The following is a 20,156-nucleotide window of genomic DNA, read 5'->3' as shown; positions in this document are numbered from 1 at the left end:
CCCGTCTACGGCGACATCTCTGCGGCAGCCGCGCCTTGAAGGGGCGCGAGGAACGGCGCGACCAGCCCCCACCGGACCCGCAGACAACGCACCACCCCTCCAGCGGAGCGTTACGCAGCCGCCGGAGGCCTCCGCATCAGCGCCCTGATCGGGTGCCACAGCTCCTGCGGCAGTTCCGGGCCGGGGATCACGACAGCGTTGTCAGGAGCCGTACGCCATATCAGGCCGTCGGGGTGGTGCAGGACGGCGGTGATCTCGTCCGGGGTCGGCGGGGCGGCGTTGCCGCGCAGATAGACGGCCCGCATCCCGAGGTTGCGGAGCCTGGTCAGGGCCCGGGCGCGGTTGCGTGCGTGGACGAGAACGCGGACGCAGCCGTCACCCTGGGCGCTGGGTCTCGGCAGGTTCAGCGCCACCACCACGCTGCCGGTCGGCAGCTTGCAGAAACCTCCTGCGGACAATGCGGTCACACCTCCTGGCGGGTCGGATTCGATGTCGGTGTCAATAAGCCAAGCACAGGACGCACCTAAACACGGATCGGCGGCGACCCGCCAGGGGGTCACCGCCGATACGTTTCTGACCTGCGCTTTTACCGACTACTTCGTCGAAGGGCCGACCTGGAGGCTCACCGTCGAGCCGTCGTACGGCTCCTTGACGATCTTGATCCGGGTGTTGGTGTCAGTGATCTTGACACCGGCCGTCGGGTTCGACGTGTCGTAGTAGGTCGACTTCCCGTCGTCGAAGACCGGGACGCCGGGCTGCGACTTGACCTTGGTGGCGACGTCCGCGTTGTGCAGCGTCATCGAGTCCGTCCGGTACAGGCTGAACGGCGAGTCGTAGGCCTGGACGCGGTTGCGCATCAGGGTGCCGTTGGACCACTTCAGCTGCGCCGGGTGGGAGTCGATCGGGAGGATCAGACCCTCGCCGGGGTGCGCGCTGGTGTTGTCGTCCGCCTGCGAGGTGTCCCACTTCCAGATCAACAGGCCGTTCTGGTAGGCGTAGTGCTCCACCCAGTCCGGACGGGTCGTCGAGAAGCCGAAGTTGTACGGGCCGACCTTCAACACCTTGTCGTACGACACGTATTGGCGGTTCTCGGCGATGTAGTACTGCGCGTAGTCGTCCGTGAAGGACGAGCCGATGCGGGTGAAGCCCTTCGCCGTCCACGCGGCGTCGGCCGTCTCGGCGTTGTCGGAGAAGAGGGTGGCGCCGTCGGCGGTCACCGTGATCTCGTCGGCGGTGAAGCCCTTCTGCGCCACACCGCTGTCCGTCTGGTAGCGGAAGCGGACGTCGATCTTCTGGCCCGCGTAGGCGTCCAGCGGGTACGTCAGCTTCTGGTACGCGGCCGCCGTGCCGGTGAGGGCCGGGTTGCCGCTGCCGTCACGCGGGATGGCGGAGCCGTCGGCCAGCTTGCCGTCGATCGGGGTCCAGCTCGTGCCGCCGTTGGTGGACACCTCGGCGTAGAGGAAGTCGTAGTCGGCCTCGGCGTCGTACCAGCCGTCCAGCGTGAGCGCGGCGGACGCCTTGCCCGTCAAGTCGACCGACCGGGAAAGGGTGTTGCTCAGGTTGTTGCCGCTGCCGCTCCACCACTGCGTGGCGCCCTGCGCGGGGGCGATGACGTCGGTGGTGACCTCCTTCTGGGGCAACTGCACCACGAGAGCCTGGGGGTTCTTGGTGTTGTACTCCGCGACGCCCAGCGTGTGCTTCGACTTGGTGCCGGCCTTGGCCACGTCGTAGTCCAGCCAGCCCAGTTGGAGCTTGTCCCAGGCGTTCATGTCGCCGGGCAGGTCGCCGATGGCCTCCTTGCCGGTGCCGAGCCAGGAGCCGGACGACATCAGCGTCCAGAAGCCGGTGGAGTTCTCGCCGCCCGCGGTGTCGTACTCGTCGGGCAGGCCGAGGTCGTGGCCGTACTCGTGGGCGTAGACGCCGAGTCCGCCGTTCTCCGGCTGGATCGTGTAGTCGCCGATCCAGATGCCGGTATCGCCGACCTGGGTGCCGCCGAGCTTGTTGGTGTCCGGGCCGGTGGAGCCGGCGTCGGTGCCGAAGGCGTACCAGCGGTGGGCCCAGATCGCGTCCTCGCCCTGCGCGCCGCCGCCGGCGGACTCGTCCTCACCGGCGTGCACGATCTGGAAGTGGTCGATGTAGCCGTCGGGCTCGTTGAAGTTGCCGTCGCCGTCGTAGTCGTAGCGGTCCCACTGGTCGAACTGGGCCAGCTCCGTCTTGATCTCGGCGGCCGTGTCACCGGCGGCCTCGCGCTGGGCGACCCAGGCGTTGACGCCGTCCTGGACCGCGTACCAGGCGCCGGTGGACGCGCTGTTGGAGCCGTAACGGGCCTCGTTGTAGGGGACCTTGACCCAGTCGGTGACCTCGCCCTCGACCGAGTAGCGGCCCGAGGACTGCTTCTCGTAGTACTTCTTGAGCGACTCGGTGTTCTTGCCGGTGCCGAAGTACAGGTCCTGGAAGTGCGCCTGGTTGTAGTCCGCCTGCCAGGCCGTGGAGTTGTCCTTCGCGCGGTCGGGCGCGGCTATCTGGTTGTGCAGCGGGCCGACGGTGCCGCCGTAGCGGGTGTCGACCTTGTCGCCGAACTCGACCAGGATCGTGAAGATCTTGTCGGTCTTCTCGCGGCCCAGCTCGACGTACTTGCTCTTGCCGCCCTTGCTCTTGAGCTGGACGACCTGCGAGCCGTTGCGGTCCTTGACCGACGCCTTGCCGGATATGACCTGGTTCAGGGCCTCTTGGCGCTGTGCGTCCTGCGTCTTGCTCAGCGGGCCGTCGAGGTCGTGCTCCTTCTGTGCGACCGGTGCGGGGTCGTGCCGGTCCACACTGGCGGAGTTGGCCGAGGTACCGGCCTCCGCCACGGCGAACGTCGAGAACGTGGCGGTGGCCGCCGCGAGGGCGACGCCCACCGCGGCCGCTCTGAACGTCCAGGGTCTGCTGGTCACTTGAGGTCCTCCCCTGCGCACACTCGACCGCGCGGAAGGGGGGGTCCTGGAGTCATGGAAGGTCCGCGCGCGGTGAACGCGTGATAGTCAAGTGACGTTATTTGACTAGAGGTTTACGGGAAAAGACAGACCTTGACTTGAGCAGGACAAGTGCACTATGCGAAGCGGGGGTCCGCTTTACGGACACGCACGGCCGACTCGTATATCCCTCAACAGGCGCGTGCATCCGTCCACTTGGTGGACGGTATGACTCCGTGCGCCCCCCATGCACCGGAGCCGTGTGTTAGGTCACGCTTACTGCGTGTCCCGCTCGGGCATGCAGGCGAATAGAGTCGCGTGGCGGAACGCCAGGAACCGGCGGAAAACCAGGCCGACATCCTTGTCGCACCTCCCTTTCATAGCCTCCCCTCCATTCCCTAACGAGGACTCGATTGCCATGCCTCGTCCGACCGCCGCACAGCTCGCCTACGGTTCGTTCACCGTGATCTTCTCGACACTCGCCATGCTGCTGCTGTCACAGACGAACTCGGGTCTGGGCATCGCGGTCATCGCATGCGCGGCACTCGCCCTCGGGCTGCTCGTCTCCCTGACGGTGCCGCAGCCGAGGACCCGCGCCGCGGCAGCCGCCCAGGCCGCCCCCCAGACCGCGGCACCGGCCGCCCCGCGGCAGCGGCGGGTACCGGTGTCGGTACGGCGGGAGACCGTGTCCGCCGCCGCCGTGTCGTCCGCGGAGCCGGTACGGGAGCGGAGCACTCCCTAGACCAAGCCCAAGGCCAAGTGCCAGTTCAGTCACGCGAATCGGCGGGTCCGTAGACCACGGACCCGCCGATCGCTGTGTGCACCCCGGGTGTTGTCCCCCGGTCACCTCAACGCGTGCTGACCACCACGGTCTTGGCGGCCTTGTCGTGCAGACCCTGCTTGTACGGCTTGTCGAAGAAGCTCCAACCACCGCTGATCGCGGTCCAGATGCAGGCGCAGCAGAACGCGAACGGGATCCACAGCACCGCCGCGCGGATCAGGTTGGTCTGCACGGACGGCGTCGACCCGTTGTCGAGGTTGGCCACGCGCAGGCCCAGCCACTTCTTGCCGAGCGTCTGGCCCGACTTGGCCATCATCACGGTGTCGTAGCCGATGTAGAGCACGGCCGCGATGAGCGACTGCCCCAGCGACCTGGCGTACGACGCGCCGTTGGAGCCGACGTCGTACTCGTGGACGCCGAAGGCCCAGGTGACCAGCCAGACGACGATGCCGACGAGGATCAGGTCGATGATCCGGGCGAGCGTGCGCCGGCCGCTGTCGGCGAGCGGGGGCATGCCGGCCAGCGGATCGCTCGGGTAGGAGCCGCCGCCGTAGGGGTCACCGCCACCGCCGCCGTACGGAGGGGGCTGCGGAGGCTGGTCGCCGCCGTACGGCGGGTCGTACGGTGAGCCCGATCCCTGGCCAGGAGGGGGCTGCTTCCTGAACGGGTCGTCTTCCGGCGGCTGCTGGCCGGAGCCCGGAGGCGGTTCGGTGCTCATGGCCCGAGTCGACCGCGAACCGTGCCGCTCCGCATCCGGCGAGCGGCCGTCCGAGGTACGGAATCAGCTACCTCGGACGCCGTACGCCCCTATGCCGCTACGAACGTATGTGCTGCCTTGTCGTGCCAGCACTGGCGCCAGGGCCGGTCGAACAAGCACCAGGCGACACCGACGACGCCGATGCCGAGCAGGCCCGGGACGCTGTACACCAGCCAGCGGCGCAGCGCCGCGCCGAAGGCGGGCGGCTCGTGGCTCTCGATGCCCCGGACCTCCAGACCGCAGAGCTTCTTGCCGAGGGTGCGGCCCCACCTGGCGGTGGGCAGCGCCTCGTAGAGGACGCCGAAGAGGAGGAGGACGGCGAGGACGATGCCCAGGTAGGCGGCCGTGGTGCCGTCCAGCAGCCAGACCGTTTCGGTACGGCCGGAGAGCTTGGCCGCGTCGATCTTCTCGTTGAGGTGGTCGGCCGCCTTGGTGCCCAGCGGTACGGCGGCTGCCGCGGTGACCGCGCCGAGCACGACGGTGTCCACGAGCCGCGCGACCAGCCGCTTGCCGAGCCCCGCGGGCCGCGCCTCCGACTGCCGCCGGGCCGCCGCCTGGAACACGTCCTCGACGGGCGGCTTCCAGGGCGCTACGGGCCCTTCCTCCTCCCCGGCCAGCCGGTGCACCTGCTGCGCCCAGGAGGGCTGCCCGCCACCGGATCCGGCGGCCATGGGCGTGGCCACGGCGGCGCCCTGCGGCTGCGCGGGGCCCGGTTGCTGAGGGACGCCGGGGGCGGACTGCTGGGGGCCGGAGAGGGCCGTGGAGGGGGCGGGAGCGGCGGAGGCGGGTGCCCCGGTGCCGGTGCCCGCCTGGCCCGCCTGGACCTGTGCGGCGGCGCGGGCGGCGGCTGCCTTTCCGGCGCCGAAGCCGGGGCCGGAGGGGTCGGTGGAAGGGGTGTTCCCGGCGGGGTCGTCGGGGCCGAAGCCGCCGACGGCGGAGCCGGTTCCCACGGGACCCTGCGGACCGGAACCACCGGCAGCCGAGCCGGAGCCTGCCGCCCCTTGCGAGCCGAACCCACCCGCACCGGACCCCGCCGAACCCTGCGAGCCCTGCGGACCAAAGCCGCCCGCGTTCCCCGCGCCCCCGCCCTGCGCCCCCGGCGCCCCGCCCTGTTGGGGCGTGCGCGGGGTCGGGCGGCGGAAAGTGGTCGTGCCCTCGTCGGGGACGGGGCTCGACGGGGACGGGATGTCCGCGCCCGGGGTCGGGCGGCGGAAGACGAAGGTGCCGGGGTTGGGCGGGTCCTCCGAGGGGACCGTCGCCGAGCCGTCCGGGTGGGCGGGGTTGTCGGCGGGCACCCTCGGGTCCGCGCCCGTTCTCGGGTCCGGGGAGCCCCAGGAGACGCGGCGGTCCTGATCGCCGCCGAAGCCGCTCTGGTGGGCGCGGTCCGCGCCCCACGCGGCCGCCGGCTCGGGGCGGCTGCCGTGCTGGGCGTCCGCCGGGCTCACCCGGTTGTCCGGCGCAGGGTCCTCGTCGAAGAAGTGCGGCCCGGTCTCCTCGACCGACTGGCCCGGACCGCCCGGCGCGCCGAGCGGCAGCCCGTCCGACGGCGCCGGGCGGCTGGTGCCGGGCACCCAGGCCGCGCCGTTCCAGTACCGGACATAACCAGGAATGGACGGGTCCGGGTAGTACCCCTCGCGGGGCCTGTCGTCACCGGGTGCCGGGGTTGGGGCGCTCATGTCCGTCGTCCCGTATCTGCTCGGAGGTCAAATGGGGGTGTCCACATCTACCAGACCCGTGCGACCGCCACTGCCCGTCCCACCGGACCCGCCCCTTTCCGGGCAACCTCGTGCACGGAGTCCACACGCCCCGAAGCCCCGCGAAGCCTTCGTGACGCCGCGCGGAAAAAAAGATTCCCGAAGTCGCGTAATGCTTACGCCCGCACGCCCTCTCCACTCGTACGGGCCCACCGCGGGGCCCGGTCAGCGAGAGGAGTCACACGTCATGCACACAGTCGTAGAGCGGGAGTTGGAGCTCAAACTCATCCTGTCGCCGGAGCGGAGCATTCCGGTACCGGCCCGGCTGAGCTACCGCACCGACGACCCGTACGCCGTCCACATCTCCTTCCACATCAACTCCGAGCACCCCGTGCACTGGACGTTCGCCCGCGAACTGCTCGTCGAGGGGGTGTTCCGGCCGTGCGGGCACGGGGACGTGCGGGTGTGGCCGACGAAGGTGGAGCGGCGCAGCGTCGTCCTGATGGCGCTGAGTTCACCCGACGGGGACGCCCTCCTGGAGGCCCCGGCGGCCCAGGTGTCGGCGTGGCTGGAGCGCACCCTGCGGGTGGTACCTCCGGGCTCTGAGGCCGAGCAGCTCGGCATCGACGACGGCCTGGCCGAGCTGCTCGCACCGACCCCGGCCGACGATCTGTGGCTGCGCGACCCGTGGCCGTCCGACGAGTCGCGGGACGGGGAGTGAGTTCAAAAAGTGTGTCACTTCCGGCGAAAGTGTCACACTTTTTCGAGGAGGGGTACCCGCCGGACGCCCGGACGCCTCAGAACAGCTTGCCCGGGTTGAGGATCCCCAGCGGGTCGAAGGTCGCCTTGACCGCCCGTTGCATCTCGACGCCCACCGGGCCGATCTCGCGGGCCAGCCACTCCTTCTTCAGGACACCCACGCCGTGTTCGCCGGTGATGGTGCCGCCGAGTTCCAGGCCGAGGGCCATGATCTCGTCGAAGGACTCGCGGGCGCGCCGGGACTCGTCGGGGTCCTGCGCGTCGAAGCAGACGGTGGGGTGCGTGTTGCCGTCACCGGCGTGCGCGCAGACGCCGATCGTCAGCCGGTACTTCTCGCCGATCCGTTCCACCCCTTCGAGCATTTCGCCGAGCCGCGACCGGGGCACGCACACGTCGTCGATCATCGTGGTGCCCTTGACCGCCTCCAGCGCCGTGAGCGACAACCGCCGCGCCTGGAGCAGCAGTTCGGACTCGGCCGCGTCCTCGGCGGGGACGACCTGCGTGGCTCCGGCCGCCTCGCACAGGGCTCCTACGGCGGCCAGGTCGGCGGCCGGGTCCGACGTGTCGAAGGCGGCGAGCAGCAGCGCCTCCGTGGTCTCGGGCAGTCCCATGTGCGCCAGGTCGTTGACGGCCTTGACGGTCGTACGGTCCATCAGTTCGAGGAGGGACGGCACGTGCCCGCCGGCCATGATCCGGCACACGGCGTCGCACGCCGCCGCCGCGGACCCGAACTCGGCCGCCAGGACGAGCTGTTGGGGCGGCTGCGGCTTCAGCGCCAGGATCGCCTTCACGACGATCCCGAGCGAGCCCTCCGAACCGACGAACAGCCGGGTCAGGTCGTACCCGGCGACCCCCTTGGCCGTACGCCGGCCGGTGCTCATCAGCCGGCCGTCGGCGAGGACGACGTCCAGGCCGAGGACGTACTCGGCCGTCACCCCGTACTTCACGCAGCACAGGCCGCCGGACGCGGTGCCGATGTTGCCGCCGATCGTGCACATCTCCCAACTGGAGGGATCCGGCGGGTAGCAGAGGCCGTGTTCGTTGACCGCGCGGGAGAGCGTCGCGTTGATGACGCCCGGCTCGACGACCGCGATGCGGTCGACCGGGCTGATCTCCAGGATGCGGTCCATCTTGACGAGGGACAGCACGACGCAGCCCTCGGTGGCGTTCGCCGCACCCGACAACCCGGTGCGGGCGCCCTGCGGGACGACCGGGACGCGCAGCTCGGTGGCGACGCGCATCACGTGCTGGACCTGTTCGACCGTGCGCGGCAGCACGACCACGGCCGGGGTGCCGGACGGGCAGAAGCTCGCCATGTCGTTGGCGTACGAGACCGTGACGTCCGGGTCGGTCAGGACGGCCTCGGCGGGCAGCCCTGCCAGCAGCCGGTCGACGAGGGTCCCGGTGTCCTGGTCGCGAGGCGCTTCGATACGGCTCATGATCACAGCGTCGCACTCGCGGCCATCGGTGTGAACCCCGTCCGCGCGTGGCTTTGGGTGCCGGGATGTGGTCGTCGTACTGACGCACAGTGAGCGCCATGGAGAACGAACAGCGGAGGCCCGGTACGTCCCTGGTGGCGGAAGCGCGGGGGCGCCGCTCCCCCGTTCTGCGGCGGGTGCTGATCGCCACGGTCGCCGGGTATGCCGTGGCCGGCGGTCTGCTGGTGCTGCTGCCCGAGGAGCCGCGTCCGGCGCCGCCGCCCGCGCCGGGACCCAAGGCGCAGGCGCTGACGGCGGTGAGCGCGGGGGTGCCGGCCGCGCTGCCCGACCTGGCCGCGCTGATCGGCGACCGTGAGACGCGGGTGCGCGTCCATCCGCGGGACGCGCGGTCGTGGGCGGTGCTCGGCTCGGCCTACGTGGAGCAGGGGCGGCGGACCGGGGACACCCTGTACTACCCGAAGGCCGAGGAGGCCCTCCGTACCTCGCTGAAGGTGCGCGCGAAGGGCAACGACGCGAGCTCCGTGGCGATGGACGGCCTGGCGGCCCTCGCGAACGAACGGCGGGACTTCCGCGCGGCGCGCACCTGGGGCGAGGCCGCGGTGAAGGCGGCGCCGCGGCGGTGGACGACGTATCCGCTGCTGATCGACGCGTACACCGGCCTCGGCGACTACAAGGCGACCAAGCGGACCCTCGACAAGCTGCTGGAGCTGCACACCGGACCCGCCGTGATGGCGCGCGCCGCCGCCGTCTACCGCGACCGGGGCTGGCGCGAGGACGCCGCCGCCCAGCTCGCCGACGCGGCGGCGAAGGCCACCGCACCCGCCGAACAGGCGGCCTGGCTGCAACGGGCCGGGGAGCTGGCCTGGGAACGCGGGGACCGCGAGGTCGCGCTACGGCACTTCGAGGCGGCCGTACGGCTCGACCCCGACCAGCGGGAGGCGCTCGCCGGTGAGGGGCGCGCGCTCGCGGCGCTGGGCCGCACCTCGGAGGCCCTGAACGCCTACCAGGTCGCCCTCGCCAAACAGCCGACCCCCCAATACGCCCTGGAACTGGGCGAGTTGTACGAGTCGCTGGGACTCGCGCAGGCCGCCCGTGTCCAGTACGACACCCTGCGCGCCCTCGCCGCCAAGGACGCGGCGGCCGGGGTCGACGACGAGTTGGTCCTCGGCGTGTTCGAGGCGGACCACGGCGACGCGCGGGACGCCGTACGGCGGCTGCGGGGCGAGTGGACCCGGCAGCCCGGGATCGCGGTGGCCGACGCGCTCGGGTGGGCGATGCACCGGGCCGGGCAGGACGAGGAGGCACTGAAGTTCGCGTCGGCGGCGACGGACAAGGTGCACGGGGGCGGGGTGCGGGACGCGCTGTACGCGTTCCACCGCGGCATGATCGAGCGGGAGTTGGAGAAGTACGCGTCCGCGCGCCGCCATCTTCAGGAGGCGTTGCAGATCAACCCGTACTTCTCGCCGCTGCGGGTGCCGCTGGCGCAGGCGGCGCTGACGGCGCTGGGCGAGCCGTCCGAGGAGGGGCTGCCGACGGACAAGGAGCCTCAGGAGAGGACGAGTTGAGCCTCCTGGTCAGACCGCTGCCGTGCCGATGAGTGCGTTGCGGGTGACCAGCGCGGCCAGTTCGTCCTCCGTCAGCGACTCCGTGCCGGCGGGCCTGCGGGGCAGGACCATGTAGCGGGTCTCCGCGCTGGAGTCCCACACGGTGATGTCCGTGGCCGTGGGCAGTTGGAGGCCGAACTCGACCAGGACGGACCGGGGTTCGCGGACCACGCGGGAGCGGTAGGCCTCCGACTTGTACCACCCCGGGGACGGGCCGAGGAGTGCGAGCGGGTAGCAGGAGCAGAGGGTGCAGACGATGACGTTGTGCGTCGCGTCGGTGTTCTCGACGACCCGCAGCCGCTGGAACGAGCCGTCCATGAAGCCGAGTTCCCGCACGGCCGCCGTGCCGTCCGTCAACAGCCGTTCCCTGTACGGCTCGTCGGTCCAGGCGCGGGCCACCACCCGTGCGCCGTTCGCCGGCGACGCGCCCGCGAGGAACGCGTCGAGCACCTCGTCGACCGCTCCGCCCGGGACGACCCCCTTCTCCTCCAGCAGGGTCTCAAGTCGCCGCACCCGCCGGGAGATCGAGGCGTCCTCGTGGTCACCGCTCATCGTCACGATCCTCTTCGCACGCTTCCAAATAGCTTTCCCACAGGTCCAGTACGACGTGATGGTCGCCCTCGCCCCACAGGTCCCGGGCCGCGAACCGCACCGCGTACACCTGCTCCACCGGCGCGTCCCCGCTCCCCCGCGCACTGACGTCGGCCAGCTCCGCCCGCCCCTCCGGCTCTACGACGACACCGGACTTGCCGCGTGCGTAGCGGGGCAGCCGGGTGTGGTGCGGCGGGTCGTGCGGGAAGGTCCGGACGCGGGTGCCGGGCGGGAAGCGGTCAGTCATCCGGCTCCCCCAACTCACCCGGTTCGAGCACGCCCTTGCGTTCCAGCAGGGTGGTGATCGCGGTGAACCAGCGCTCGTAGTACGACATCGACAGGTACGCGGCGGGCGGGATCGCCTCGATCGCGTCCCGGAACTCGTTGGTGTTGAAGATCCCTTGCGCGCGCAGGGCGTTGAACAGCCCGACGACCCGCGCCTCCCAGTCGGCGTGGAAGGGCTCGGGGTCGTCGGTGGTGTCGATGGCACCGAAGCCCTGGGTGCCGCCCACGTCGTTGATCCTGGCCATGGGTGCAGCGTACGGCCGTAGGCACGTCTACGGCTTGAGGCAGAGCGAGAACTGCCGTGCCCCCGCCTCCCCGGACGCGAACCCGACGCACAGGCGGGTGCGGGGCTTTCTGCGGACGGCGAGGCCCTCCGGTTCGCGGTAGGTGAGGTTGTAACCGGCCTCCGTGCGGGACCGCTGGACGAGTTCGCCGGTGCGGATGTCGAGACAGGAGACGTAGGTGTTGCCGTGTTTCGCGGGCGGGTTGGTGGTGGAGTCGTAGGCGGAGCCCGCGAGTTGGTAGAGGTAGTCGCCGTCGAGGGCGTAGCCCTGGAACGGAATCGCCGGGTTCGGGTGGGCGCCGGTCTGGGCGATGTCGGCGACGGGCGTGGAGTAGTCGCGGGCTACGAAGGCGTCCAAGTCCCAGACGCGGTACCGGGGTTGGTTGGCCAGGCGGTAGCGGATCGCGATGCGGTTCGATGCCATGCAGACCGCGGGCTGGTTGTTGGCGGAGTTCGCGATCGGCTTGCGGATCGCGACGTCGGCGGCGGTGCGGACCGCACCGTTCACGAAGTGGAAGCGGGTGACGGCCTGGCCGTAGGCGCCCCCGGAACCGGCCGTCGCGGCGGCCTCGGTCCAGATCCACACGTCGCCGCCGGAGGTGTTCTGCACGCCCATGCTGACCCCGTGCCCGAAGCCCTGGAGGTGCATGTGGCCGAGCAACGTGCCTGTGTAGTTCAGCTGGTTGAGGCACAGGTTGCCGGCGTCGGCGCCGCCCGTTCTCAACTGCAGGACGTACAGGCGCTGGTGGACCTCGTCGAGGGCGAACGACTGGAGGACCGTGGGCTCGTGCAGGGTGCCCTTCTGCCACAGCCAGCGTACGGCGGGTGCGGTCAGGTCGATCGGCGCGACGGCCACGGTCCTCCCAAGTCCCTTGCGGGACCCGTGGGTTACAGGTTGCCCCGCATCTCCTGCTCCCGCTCGATCGCCTCGAACAGCGCCTTGAAGTTGCCCTTGCCGAAGCCCATCGAGCCGTGTCGCTCGATGAGTTCGAAGAACACCGTAGGACGGTCCTGGACCGGCTTGGTGAAGATCTGGAGAAGGTATCCGTCCTCGTCGCGGTCGGCGAGGATCTTCAGCTCGCGCAGGGTGTCGACGGGGACGCGGGTGTCGCCGACCCACTCGCCGAGGGTGTCGTAGTAGGAGTCGGGGGTGTCCAGGAACTTCACCCCGGCCGCGCGCATCGTCCGTACCGTCCGCACGATGTCGTTGGTGTTGAGCGCGATGTGCTGGACGCCCGCGCCGCCGTAGAACTCCAGGTACTCGTCGATCTGCGACTTCTTCTTCGCCACGGCGGGCTCGTTGATCGGGAACTTGACCTTCAGCGTGCCGTCGGCCACGACCTTCGACATCAGGGCGCTGTACTCGGTCGCGATGTCGTCGCCCACGAACTCCTTCATGTTCGTGAAGCCCATGACCTTGTTGTAGAAGCCGACCCACTCGTTCATGTGGCCGAGTTCGACGTTGCCGACGCAGTGGTCGATCGCCTGGAAGGTGCGGTGGGCGGGGGCCGCGACGAGGGGGTCGGCGGGGGCGAAGCCGGGGAGGTACGGGCCGTCGTAGCCCGTGCGCTCGACGAGGGTGTGGCGGGTCTCGCCGTAGGTGGCGATCGCGGCGAGGACGACCGAGCCGTGCTCGTCCTTCAGCTCGTACGGCTCGGCGAGCGAGCGGGCGCCGTGCTCGACGGCGTACGCGTACGCGGCACGCGCGTCCGGCACTTCGATGGCGAGGTCGACGACACCGTCGCCGTGCTCGGCCACGTGCCGGGTGAGGAACTCGCCCCAGGGGGTGGCGGGCTTGATGACGGAGGTGAAGACAAAGCGGGCGGAGCCGTTGGTGAGCACGTACGAGGCGGTCTCGCGGCTGCCGTTCTCCGGTCCGGAGTAGGCGACCAGCGTCATGCCGAAGGCCGTGGAGTAGTAGTGCGCCGCCTGCTTGGCGTTGCCCACGGCGAAGACGACCGCGTCCATTCCCTTGACCGGGAAGGGATCGGCCTGCCGGGCGGTGTCGGGAGTGGGGTGAGTGTTCGCAGAAATGACAGCCATGGTGGAAGGCTCTCCCTCCTTCGCAAGGTGCGCAATAGTTCGTGTATCGGCTGGGCAATATGTTCAGTGGTACGACAGTGTCGGCGGGCTTTGTGTACAGGATGACCACCGGGCCAGAAAAAGAAGCGGCGGGCAGCATGGGGATCGATCGTCTGGACGGCCGGATCATCGTGCTGCTGGCCGAGGAGCCGCGTATCGGGGTGCTGGAGATGTCACGGCGGCTCGGGGTGGCCCGGGGGACGGTACAGGCGCGGCTGGACCGGCTTCAGTCGAATGGAGTCATCCGGGGATTCGGGCCGCAGGTCGATCCGGCGGCACTCGGCTACCCGGTCACGGCGTTCGCGACGCTGGAGATCCGGCAGGGGCAAGGCCCGGACGTACGGGCGCACTTGGCGACCGTCCCCGAGGTCCTGGAACTGCACACCACCACCGGCAGCGGCGACATGCTGTGCCGGCTGGTGGCCCGCTCGAACGCCGATCTCCAGCGGGTCATCGACCGGGTTGTCGGTTTTGATGGCATTGTCCGGGCCGCCACCGCGATCGTGATGGAGAACCCGGTTCCGCTGCGGGTCATCCCACTGGTGGAACAGGCGGCCCTGGATCAGGAGAGGACGACCTGGCCGACGTAGGGGTGTGGGCATGTGAGCTTCTGGGAGTACTTGGACAACCGGCACCAGCAGCTGCTCACCGACGCCTACCAGCACGCCAGCGCGGTCTTCCAGTGCATGGTCGTGGCCACCCTGATCGGTGTGGTGATCGGGGTCGTCACGTATCGGAGCGAGTGGGCGGGCAACCTGGCCACCACGGCCACCTCGACCATTCTGACCATTCCGTCGCTCGCCATGATCGGTCTGCTCATTCCGATCGTCGGACTGGGCGTTCCGCCCACCGTGATCGCTTTGACCCTGTACGGCCTGCTGCCGATCGTCCGTAACTCGATCGTGGGTCTGCGCGGGGTCGACCCGTCGCTGGTGGACGCGGCGAAGGGCATCGGGATGTCCCGGCTGATGCGGCTGATGCGGGTCGAACTGCCGCTGGCCTGGCCGCCGATCCTGACCGGTATCCGGGTCTCCACCCAGATGCTGATGGGCATCGCGGCCATCGCGGCGTACGCCTCCGGTCCTGGCCTCGGCAACGAGATCTTCCGCGGTATCGGGTCGCTGGGCAGCAAGAACGCCCTCAACCAGGTGCTCGCGGGGACGCTCGGGATCATCGTCCTGGCGCTGCTGTTCGACGCCGCGTACGTCCTTCTCGGACGGCTGACCATTCCCAGGGGGATCCGTGCCTGAGCGATCCGCGTCCGAGCGATCCGTTTCCGAGTCGACGACCACGACCTCCGGTGCCTCCATCGAACTGGAGAACCTGACCAAGCGGTATCCCGGCAGCGCCGACCCGGCCGTCGAGAGCGTCAACATGGAGATCAAGGCGGGCGAACTCGTCGTCTTCGTCGGGCCCTCCGGCTGCGGAAAGTCCACCACGCTCAAGATGATCAACCGGCTGATCGAACCGACCGGCGGCCGTATCCGCATCGACGGCGAGGACGTCACCGACATCGACCCGGTGAAGCTGCGCCGCAAGGTCGGCTACGCGATCCAGTCGAGCGGTCTCTTCCCGCACATGACCGTCGCCCAGAACATCGCGCTGGTCCCGAAGATGATCGGCTGGTCGAAGTCCCGGATCAGGAACCGGGTGGAGGAGATGCTCGACCTGGTCGGGCTGGACGCCGGCGAGTTCCAGGGCCGTTATCCGCGCCAGCTCTCCGGCGGGCAGCAGCAACGTGTGGGCGTGGCACGGGCGTTGGCTGCCGATCCGCCGGTGCTGCTGATGGACGAACCGTTCGGCGCGGTCGACCCGATCACCCGCGATCACCTCCAGGACGAGTTGATCAGGCTCCAGCACGAACTGCACAAGACGATCGTGTTCGTCACGCACGACTTCGACGAGGCGATCAAACTGGGCGACCGGATCGCGGTGTTGCGCGAACGCTCGCACATCGCGCAGTTCGACACCCCGGAGGCGATCCTCACCAACCCGGCGGACGACTTCGTGTCCGGGTTCGTGGGCGCCGGGGCGGCCCTGAAGCGGCTGAACCTGACCCGCGTACGGGACGTGGAGATCACCGACTACCCGACGGTGACCGTCGACGACCCGCTCCAGAACATCTTCGACAAACTCCGGGACAGCGGCACCAACGAGATCCTGCTGCTCGACAAGCGCGGCCGGCCCTACAAGTGGCTGCGGCGCGGGGACATGATGCGCGCCAAGGGTTCGCTGGCCCGTGCGGGCACGCTGGTCAGCGACACGGTGACCCGGGACGCGACGCTCCGGGACGCGCTGGAGGCCGTACTGACGGACAACGCGGGGCGGGTCGCGGTCACCGGGCGGCGCGGGGAGTACACCGGCGTCGTCGACATGGAGACGCTGATGAACTCCGTGCACGAACTGCTGGAGGCCGACCGGCTGGAGGCGATGGAGGCCCAGCACGAGCTGGAGGAGGCCCGGGCCCTCCAGACGCACGCCGAGCAGGAAGGCGCCGGAGGGGAGGAGAAGGCGTGACCACTCCCGAGTTGGAAGACGAAGAGACCGGGACCGAGACCGAGGCCACGCCTCCGCGCCCGAGCCCCCCGAAGCGACGCATCAGCTGGCAGAAGCTGACGTTCCTGCCCGCCGCCCTGGTGGCGATCCTGCTGGCGACCTGGCTGTGGTTCAACCAGGCGCACCTGGACGCCATTTCGGAGAACGCACTGTCCAACGGCCAGGTCTCCAAGGCCCTTTGGCAGCACGTCCAACTGACCGTGATCTCCACGTTCTTCGTGCTGATCATCGCGATCCCGCTGGGCATCCTGCTGACCCGCAGGGCGTTCCGCAAGGCTGCCCCAGTCGCGATGACGTTCGCCAACATGGGCCAGGCCACCCCGGCGATCGGCCTGTTGGCCCTGCTGGTGATCTGGCTCGGCACCGGCGAGAAGGCTGCCCTGATCGGCATCATCATCTACGCCGTCCTGCCGGTCCTGTCCAACACCATCGCGGGCCTGAAGGCCAACGACCCCACCCTCCTGGAAGCGGCCCGAGGCATCGGCATGTCCCAACTCGGCGTCCTGGCAAAGGTGGAGCTCCCGCTCGCCGTCCCGCTGATCCTGGCCGGCGTGCGAACGGCCCTGGTCCTCAACGTCGGTACGGCGACCCTGGCCACCTTCGGCGGGGGCGGCGGCCTGGGCGTGCTGATCACCACCGGCATCACCACTCAGCGAATGCCCGTCCTGGTGCTCGGCTCGATCCTCACGGTCAGCCTGGCCCTGCTCGTGGACTGGCTGGCCTCCCTGGCCGAACTGCTCCTCCGCCCGCGGGGGTTGGAGGTGGGCACGTGAAACGCACCTGTCTCCTGCTGGCCGGGACGCTGGTCGTCGTCTCCGGCTGCGGACTGACCAGCGGCTCCCCGATGGTCGACGACGTCAGCCCCGGCACCATCGGCAAGGGCGAGCCCCTCAAGGGCGCCCATCTCACCGTCACGTCGAAGGAGTTCACCGAGCAGCTGATCCTCGGCGCGATGATGGGCATCGCCTTCGAGGCGGCCGGCGCGGACGTCCTCGACCGGACCGCCATCCAGGGTTCGATCGGAGCGCGGGAGGCCGTCAAGTCCGGTGACGCGGACGGGATGTACGAGTACACCGGCACCGCGTGGATCACCTACCTCGGCAACAGCAAGCCGATCACCGACCCGATGAAACAGTGGCAGGCGGTACGGGACGCTGACCTCAAGAACGGCCTGACCTGGCTGCCTCCCTCGGCCCTCAACAACACCTACGCCCTCGCGATGAACCAGGCCAACTTCAAGAAGTACGGCACGAAGACCCTGTCCGAGGTGGCCGCGCTGGCGAAGAAGGACCCGGGCGCGGTGACGCTGTGCGTGGAGAGCGAGTTCGCCAACCGCGCGGACGGGCTGCCGGGCATGGAGAAGGCGTACGGGATGAGTCTCCCGGCGAAGAACATCACGCAGATGGACACCGGGATCATCTACACCCAGGTGAAGAAGGGGAGTTGCACGTACGGCGAGGTCTTCACCACCGACGGCCGCATCAAGTCGATGAACCTCGCGGTGATGGCCGACGACAAGAAGTTCTTCCCCAACTACAACGCGGCGCCCGAGATCAACACGAAGGCCTTGAAGAAGTGGCCGGCGATCGCGAAGGTCCTGGACCCGGTCACGAAGAAACTGAACAACACGGTGGCGCGGACGCTGAACGCGAAGGTGGATGTCGACGGGGAGGATCCGCATCAGGTGGCGTTGGACTGGATGAAGGCGGAGGGGTTGGTGAAGTAGCCCCGGGGGACGGCGACTTACAAAGGAGAGGTTGCAAAGAACCCCTTGCAACGACTTCTTTGCAACGCTACCTTTGTAGTCATGCAGGAGCACGAAGAACGGAAACGACGCCGCCTCGACGCCCGCTCGCTGCGCGGCCTGGCGCACCCGCTGCGGATGCAGTTGCTGGACGCACTGCGGAACAACGGCCCGGCCACCGCCTCCCAACTGGGCACCCGGCTGGGCGAGTCCAGCGGCGCGACCAGCTACCACCTGCGTCAGCTCGCCACGCACGGGTTCGTCGAGGACGCCCCCGAGCACGGCAAGGGGCGCGAGCGGTGGTGGCAGGCGGTGGACCAGGGGATCATCTTCGACGCCGACGATTTCGAGAACGCCGGCCCCGAGGTCCGAGGGCTGGCGGAGGCGTTCCTGCACGAGTTCGCGAACACCCACTCCCGCGAGCTGATCACCTGGCTCAACACCCGGAACAACTGGGCCGAGCCCTGGTCCCATGCCTCCGACATGAGCGACGCGACGATACGCCTCACGCCCGATCTGGCCGCCGAACTCATCGGCAAGATGCAAGCCCTGATCGACGACTACCGGGGCCGCGTCCCCGACAAGGACACCCCCGAATCCGAGCAAGTGCGCATCCACACCCACCTGTTCCCCATCGAGACGGATTAAGAGGAACCGCGATGCACCCCGAGACCTACCTCGCGCTGCACCACGCCCGCGCCGCCGAACTCCAGGCCCAGGCCGAGGCCCACCGCCTCGCCGCCGCGGCCAAGCCCCCGCACGAACTCCGCACCCGCCTCGGCTGGACCCTCGTAGAACTGGGTCTGCGGCTGGCCGCCGCGCCGAACGGCACGAAGCCGGCGATGGCCTAGCAGCCCGGTACCGAGCCCTTACCCGTCTCCAGCGCCTCCAGCGCGCTCACCGCGCCCTTCAGCGAGGTCACCGCGACCAGTCGTAGCCCCTTGGGGAGTTCCGACTTGGCGTCCGAGCACTCGGCCTTCGGCACCAGGAACACCGTCGCCCCGTCACGTCGCGCGGCCTGTGTCTTGAGGGCCACTCCCCCGACCGCGCCCACCGTGCCGTCGGTGCCGATCGTCCCCGTACCGGCGATGGTGCGACCGCCCGTGAGGTCGCCCCCCGCGCCGTCGCCCTTCAGCTTGTCGATGATCCCCAGGGTGAACAGCAGACCCGCGCTGGGGCCGCCGACATCCGCCAGCTTCAGCGTGACCTTGACCTTCTTGTCGCTGAGATTCAGGTAGTTGAGCGCGGCCGTGGTCGCGTCGTCCTGCGACTCCTGCATCTGCTGCGTGTTGTGCTGCTCGATCTCCTTGACGGTGTTGCCGCTCGGGTAGACCGAGTCACGCGGCATGACCGCTCGATCGGTACGGAACCAGCTGTCGATCACATCGCTCAACGAGACATGTTGATCGGGTCCGGTCGCTTCGATCGTCGTCATGCGCAACTGACCGCTCGTCGTGCGCACCGGCGACCCGGAGATCGTGATCACCGGGGTGCCCTTGTTCTCGCCGAGCACGTTCGCGGTCAGACCGGGCTGCGCCAGCGAGAACGGCAGCGGCGCGAAGCCCGCCGTGGCGAGCAGTGCCACGACGGGCAGGGCGCAGACGGCTACGGCCTGGGGGCGCGTGAGGCGAGAGAGGAGCACGGGATCAATCTAACGCGACGGCCACTTCCGGCCAGGCGCCGGTCACCCCACACCCCAAAACGGCCTCAGCGCAGCGCTTCGGCGACCTCGCGCGCCGCGTCGACGACCCGTGGCCCCACCCGCTCGGGCACCGCGTCGGCCAGCATCACCACGCCGACGCTGCCCTCGACCCCTGTGACACCCAGCAGCGGCGCGGCGGCACCACTCGCCCCGGCCTCCAACTCGCCGTGCGTCAAGGTGTATCCGGGTTCGTCCGCGGCCTGGTGCCGGGCGGCGAGGATCGCGCGGCCGGCGGCGCCCCGGTCCAGGGGGTGGCGGAAGCCGGCGCGGTAGGCCACGTGGTAGTCGGTCCAGGTCGGCTCGACCACCGCGACGGCGAGGGCGTCCGCCCCGTCGACCAGGGTGAGGTGAGCGGTCGCCCCGATGTCCTCGGCCAGCGACCGCAGCGCGGGCAGCGCTGCCTCCCGTACGAGGGGATGCACCTGGCGGCCGAGCCGCAGCACCCCGAGCCCGACGCGGGCCCGGCCGCCCAGATCACGGCGTACGAGTGCGTGCTGTTCGAGGGTGGCCAGCAACCGGTACACGACGGTCCGGTTGACGCCGAGTTTGTTGGACAGTTCGGTGACGGTCAGCCCGTGGTCCGTATCGGCCAGCAGTTTGAGGACGCGCAGTCCCCGGTCGAGCGTCTGGGAGGTCTCCGCGGTCACGACGCCCACTCCTTAGGTGGTGAGGTCGGCGGCCCCCTAGCGACGGATGCGTCACCGAGTCCCGTCAGTGACGCGCTTCAGAGGCCGCCGATCGGCGAGGTGGCCCGGCGTGTCCGGGCCCAGTCGCTTCACGGCTGCGCTCCGCGGCGGCGCTGCCACGGGGCGTGTGCGTAGCGGGACACTAGCGAAGGCGGTTCGCTGAGCGGAAGTCTCCGTCCAGAATCCGGTCACCGACTGGTCCGGACCGATTCCCTTCATGTCGATATGTCCTGACCTGC

General features: G+C 69.7%; 22 protein-coding genes. 10 read left to right on the top strand and 12 right to left on the bottom strand.

All coding sequences use genetic code 11. The features are described from left to right. Nucleotides 1-110 precede the first annotated feature (110 nt). Both ACFWP5_RS34665 and ACFWP5_RS34660 read right to left on the bottom strand, forming a co-directional pair. Nucleotides 111-458 (bottom strand): hypothetical protein, encoded by a 348-nt coding sequence (locus ACFWP5_RS34665; RefSeq protein WP_384165813.1) that lies wholly within the window; start codon nt 456-458, stop codon nt 111-113. A 135-nt stretch (nt 459-593) separates the two neighbouring features. Further along, on the bottom strand, nt 594-2,936 hold the full coding sequence (locus tag ACFWP5_RS34660) for an immune inhibitor A domain-containing protein (RefSeq protein ID WP_384165804.1): 2,343 nt from the start codon (nt 2,934-2,936) through the stop codon (nt 594-596). Between the two features lie 436 nt (nt 2,937-3,372). Between ACFWP5_RS34660 and ACFWP5_RS34655 the strand changes: the two genes are divergently transcribed. Beyond that, nucleotides 3,373-3,696, top strand: a complete 324-nt coding sequence (locus tag ACFWP5_RS34655; RefSeq protein WP_384165801.1) for a hypothetical protein — start codon at nt 3,373-3,375, stop codon at nt 3,694-3,696. 106 nt (nt 3,697-3,802) lie between these two features. Here the strand turns inward: ACFWP5_RS34655 and ACFWP5_RS34650 are convergent, their stop codons facing one another. Both ACFWP5_RS34650 and ACFWP5_RS34645 read right to left on the bottom strand, forming a co-directional pair. Beyond that, on the bottom strand, nt 3,803-4,453 hold the full coding sequence (locus ACFWP5_RS34650) for an RDD family protein (protein ID WP_384165798.1): 651 nt from the start codon (nt 4,451-4,453) through the stop codon (nt 3,803-3,805). A gap of 89 nt (nt 4,454-4,542) precedes the next feature. Then, on the bottom strand, nt 4,543-6,168 hold the full coding sequence (locus tag ACFWP5_RS34645) for an RDD family protein (RefSeq protein ID WP_384165795.1): 1,626 nt from the start codon (nt 6,166-6,168) through the stop codon (nt 4,543-4,545). Between the two features lie 265 nt (nt 6,169-6,433). Here ACFWP5_RS34645 and ACFWP5_RS34640 point away from each other — a divergent pair, with 265 nt between their 5' ends. After that, nucleotides 6,434-6,907 (top strand): SsgA family sporulation/cell division regulator, encoded by a 474-nt coding sequence (locus tag ACFWP5_RS34640; RefSeq protein WP_363098899.1) that lies wholly within the window; start codon nt 6,434-6,436, stop codon nt 6,905-6,907. Nucleotides 6,908-6,983: 76 nt separating this feature from the next. Here the strand turns inward: ACFWP5_RS34640 and ACFWP5_RS34635 are convergent, their stop codons facing one another. Then, nucleotides 6,984-8,390 (bottom strand): FAD-binding oxidoreductase, encoded by a 1,407-nt coding sequence (locus tag ACFWP5_RS34635; RefSeq protein ID WP_384165791.1) that lies wholly within the window; start codon nt 8,388-8,390, stop codon nt 6,984-6,986. Nucleotides 8,391-8,482: 92 nt separating this feature from the next. Here ACFWP5_RS34635 and ACFWP5_RS34630 point away from each other — a divergent pair, with 92 nt between their 5' ends. Further along, the gene (locus tag ACFWP5_RS34630) at nt 8,483-9,949 is read left to right on the top strand and encodes a tetratricopeptide repeat protein (RefSeq protein WP_384165788.1); all 1,467 of its coding nucleotides are present in this window, start codon (nt 8,483-8,485) and stop codon (nt 9,947-9,949) included. Nucleotides 9,950-9,958: 9 nt separating this feature from the next. Here ACFWP5_RS34630 and nthA read toward each other — a convergent pair whose 3' ends face one another. From nthA to hppD, 5 genes are read right to left on the bottom strand one after another with little or no spacing between them, the layout of a single operon-like run. After that, a complete protein-coding gene (gene nthA / locus ACFWP5_RS34625; RefSeq protein WP_384165786.1) occupies nt 9,959-10,540 on the bottom strand; it encodes a nitrile hydratase subunit alpha in 582 nt (193 codons plus the stop codon). Continuing rightward, on the bottom strand, nt 10,530-10,826 hold the full coding sequence (locus ACFWP5_RS34620) for an SH3-like domain-containing protein (protein ID WP_384165783.1): 297 nt from the start codon (nt 10,824-10,826) through the stop codon (nt 10,530-10,532). Before ACFWP5_RS34620 ends, nthA begins: the two co-directional genes overlap by 11 nt. Further along, the gene (locus ACFWP5_RS34615) at nt 10,819-11,109 is read right to left on the bottom strand and encodes a hypothetical protein (protein ID WP_384165781.1); all 291 of its coding nucleotides are present in this window, start codon (nt 11,107-11,109) and stop codon (nt 10,819-10,821) included. The genes ACFWP5_RS34620 and ACFWP5_RS34615 overlap by 8 nt, the downstream gene beginning before the upstream one ends. Nucleotides 11,110-11,136: 27 nt before the next feature. Then, a complete protein-coding gene (locus tag ACFWP5_RS34610) occupies nt 11,137-12,003 on the bottom strand; it encodes a Teichoic acid biosynthesis protein C (Precursor) (RefSeq protein ID WP_384165778.1) in 867 nt (288 codons plus the stop codon). Nucleotides 12,004-12,035: 32 nt separating this feature from the next. Continuing rightward, nucleotides 12,036-13,190, bottom strand: a complete 1,155-nt coding sequence (gene hppD / locus ACFWP5_RS34605; protein WP_384165775.1) for a 4-hydroxyphenylpyruvate dioxygenase — start codon at nt 13,188-13,190, stop codon at nt 12,036-12,038. A 137-nt stretch (nt 13,191-13,327) separates the two neighbouring features. Here hppD and ACFWP5_RS34600 point away from each other — a divergent pair, with 137 nt between their 5' ends. From ACFWP5_RS34600 to ACFWP5_RS34570, 7 genes are all read left to right on the top strand, one after another. Then, nucleotides 13,328-13,819 (top strand): Lrp/AsnC family transcriptional regulator, encoded by a 492-nt coding sequence (locus tag ACFWP5_RS34600; protein ID WP_363098905.1) that lies wholly within the window; start codon nt 13,328-13,330, stop codon nt 13,817-13,819. Between the two features lie 12 nt (nt 13,820-13,831). After that, nucleotides 13,832-14,479: an ABC transporter permease gene (locus ACFWP5_RS34595; RefSeq protein WP_384165770.1), complete on the top strand. Its 648-nt coding sequence runs from the start codon at nt 13,832-13,834 to the stop codon at nt 14,477-14,479. Next, nucleotides 14,472-15,746 (top strand): betaine/proline/choline family ABC transporter ATP-binding protein, encoded by a 1,275-nt coding sequence (locus tag ACFWP5_RS34590; RefSeq protein WP_384165767.1) that lies wholly within the window; start codon nt 14,472-14,474, stop codon nt 15,744-15,746. Before ACFWP5_RS34595 ends, ACFWP5_RS34590 begins: the two co-directional genes overlap by 8 nt. Continuing rightward, complete coding sequence (locus ACFWP5_RS34585) at nt 15,743-16,558, top strand: ABC transporter permease (protein ID WP_384165764.1); 816 nt, start codon at nt 15,743-15,745, stop codon at nt 16,556-16,558. The genes ACFWP5_RS34590 and ACFWP5_RS34585 overlap by 4 nt, the downstream gene beginning before the upstream one ends. Then, a complete protein-coding gene (locus ACFWP5_RS34580; RefSeq protein ID WP_384165761.1) occupies nt 16,555-17,511 on the top strand; it encodes a glycine betaine ABC transporter substrate-binding protein in 957 nt (318 codons plus the stop codon). The genes ACFWP5_RS34585 and ACFWP5_RS34580 overlap by 4 nt, the downstream gene beginning before the upstream one ends. Nucleotides 17,512-17,592: 81 nt before the next feature. Next, nucleotides 17,593-18,177: a helix-turn-helix domain-containing protein gene (locus ACFWP5_RS34575; RefSeq protein WP_384165758.1), complete on the top strand. Its 585-nt coding sequence runs from the start codon at nt 17,593-17,595 to the stop codon at nt 18,175-18,177. Between the two features lie 11 nt (nt 18,178-18,188). Then, nucleotides 18,189-18,380, top strand: a complete 192-nt coding sequence (locus ACFWP5_RS34570) for a hypothetical protein (RefSeq protein ID WP_384165756.1) — start codon at nt 18,189-18,191, stop codon at nt 18,378-18,380. Here ACFWP5_RS34570 and ACFWP5_RS34565 read toward each other — a convergent pair. Beyond that, nucleotides 18,377-19,171: a S16 family serine protease gene (locus ACFWP5_RS34565; protein ID WP_384165753.1), complete on the bottom strand. Its 795-nt coding sequence runs from the start codon at nt 19,169-19,171 to the stop codon at nt 18,377-18,379. The genes ACFWP5_RS34570 and ACFWP5_RS34565 overlap by 4 nt on opposite strands. Before the next feature lie 65 nt (nt 19,172-19,236). Continuing rightward, nucleotides 19,237-19,878: an IclR family transcriptional regulator gene (locus ACFWP5_RS34560; protein ID WP_033286087.1), complete on the bottom strand. Its 642-nt coding sequence runs from the start codon at nt 19,876-19,878 to the stop codon at nt 19,237-19,239. Nucleotides 19,879-20,156: the final 278 nt, after the last annotated feature.

Origin of the sequence: Streptomyces sp. NPDC058469 (genome assembly GCF_042721125.1) — a bacterium.
In the GTDB taxonomy this organism is placed as follows: domain Bacteria; phylum Actinomycetota; class Actinomycetes; order Streptomycetales; family Streptomycetaceae; genus Streptomyces.
Note: the sequence above shows the minus strand (reverse complement) of the source record. Positions and strands in the feature narration are given on the sequence as shown.

Bases quoted from the DNA above. Each gene is read 5' to 3' on its own strand.
- ACFWP5_RS34650 (WP_384165798.1), bottom strand. From the start codon at position 4,453: ATGAGCACCGAACCGCCTCCGGGCTCCGGCCAGCAGCCGCCGGAAGAC.
- ACFWP5_RS34600 (WP_363098905.1), top strand. From the start codon at position 13,328: ATGGGGATCGATCGTCTGGACGGCCGGATCATCGTGCTGCTGGCCGAG.
- nthA (WP_384165786.1), bottom strand. From the start codon at position 10,540: ATGAGCGGTGACCACGAGGACGCCTCGATCTCCCGGCGGGTGCGGCGA.
- ACFWP5_RS34570 (WP_384165756.1), top strand. From the start codon at position 18,189: ATGCACCCCGAGACCTACCTCGCGCTGCACCACGCCCGCGCCGCCGAA.
- ACFWP5_RS34655 (WP_384165801.1), top strand. From the start codon at position 3,373: ATGCCTCGTCCGACCGCCGCACAGCTCGCCTACGGTTCGTTCACCGTG.
- ACFWP5_RS34575 (WP_384165758.1), top strand. From the start codon at position 17,593: ATGCAGGAGCACGAAGAACGGAAACGACGCCGCCTCGACGCCCGCTCG.
- ACFWP5_RS34615 (WP_384165781.1), bottom strand. From the start codon at position 11,109: ATGGCCAGGATCAACGACGTGGGCGGCACCCAGGGCTTCGGTGCCATC.
- ACFWP5_RS34620 (WP_384165783.1), bottom strand. From the start codon at position 10,826: ATGACTGACCGCTTCCCGCCCGGCACCCGCGTCCGGACCTTCCCGCAC.
- ACFWP5_RS34640 (WP_363098899.1), top strand. From the start codon at position 6,434: ATGCACACAGTCGTAGAGCGGGAGTTGGAGCTCAAACTCATCCTGTCG.
- ACFWP5_RS34645 (WP_384165795.1), bottom strand. From the start codon at position 6,168: ATGAGCGCCCCAACCCCGGCACCCGGTGACGACAGGCCCCGCGAGGGG.
- ACFWP5_RS34630 (WP_384165788.1), top strand. From the start codon at position 8,483: ATGGAGAACGAACAGCGGAGGCCCGGTACGTCCCTGGTGGCGGAAGCG.
- hppD (WP_384165775.1), bottom strand. From the start codon at position 13,190: ATGGCTGTCATTTCTGCGAACACTCACCCCACTCCCGACACCGCCCGG.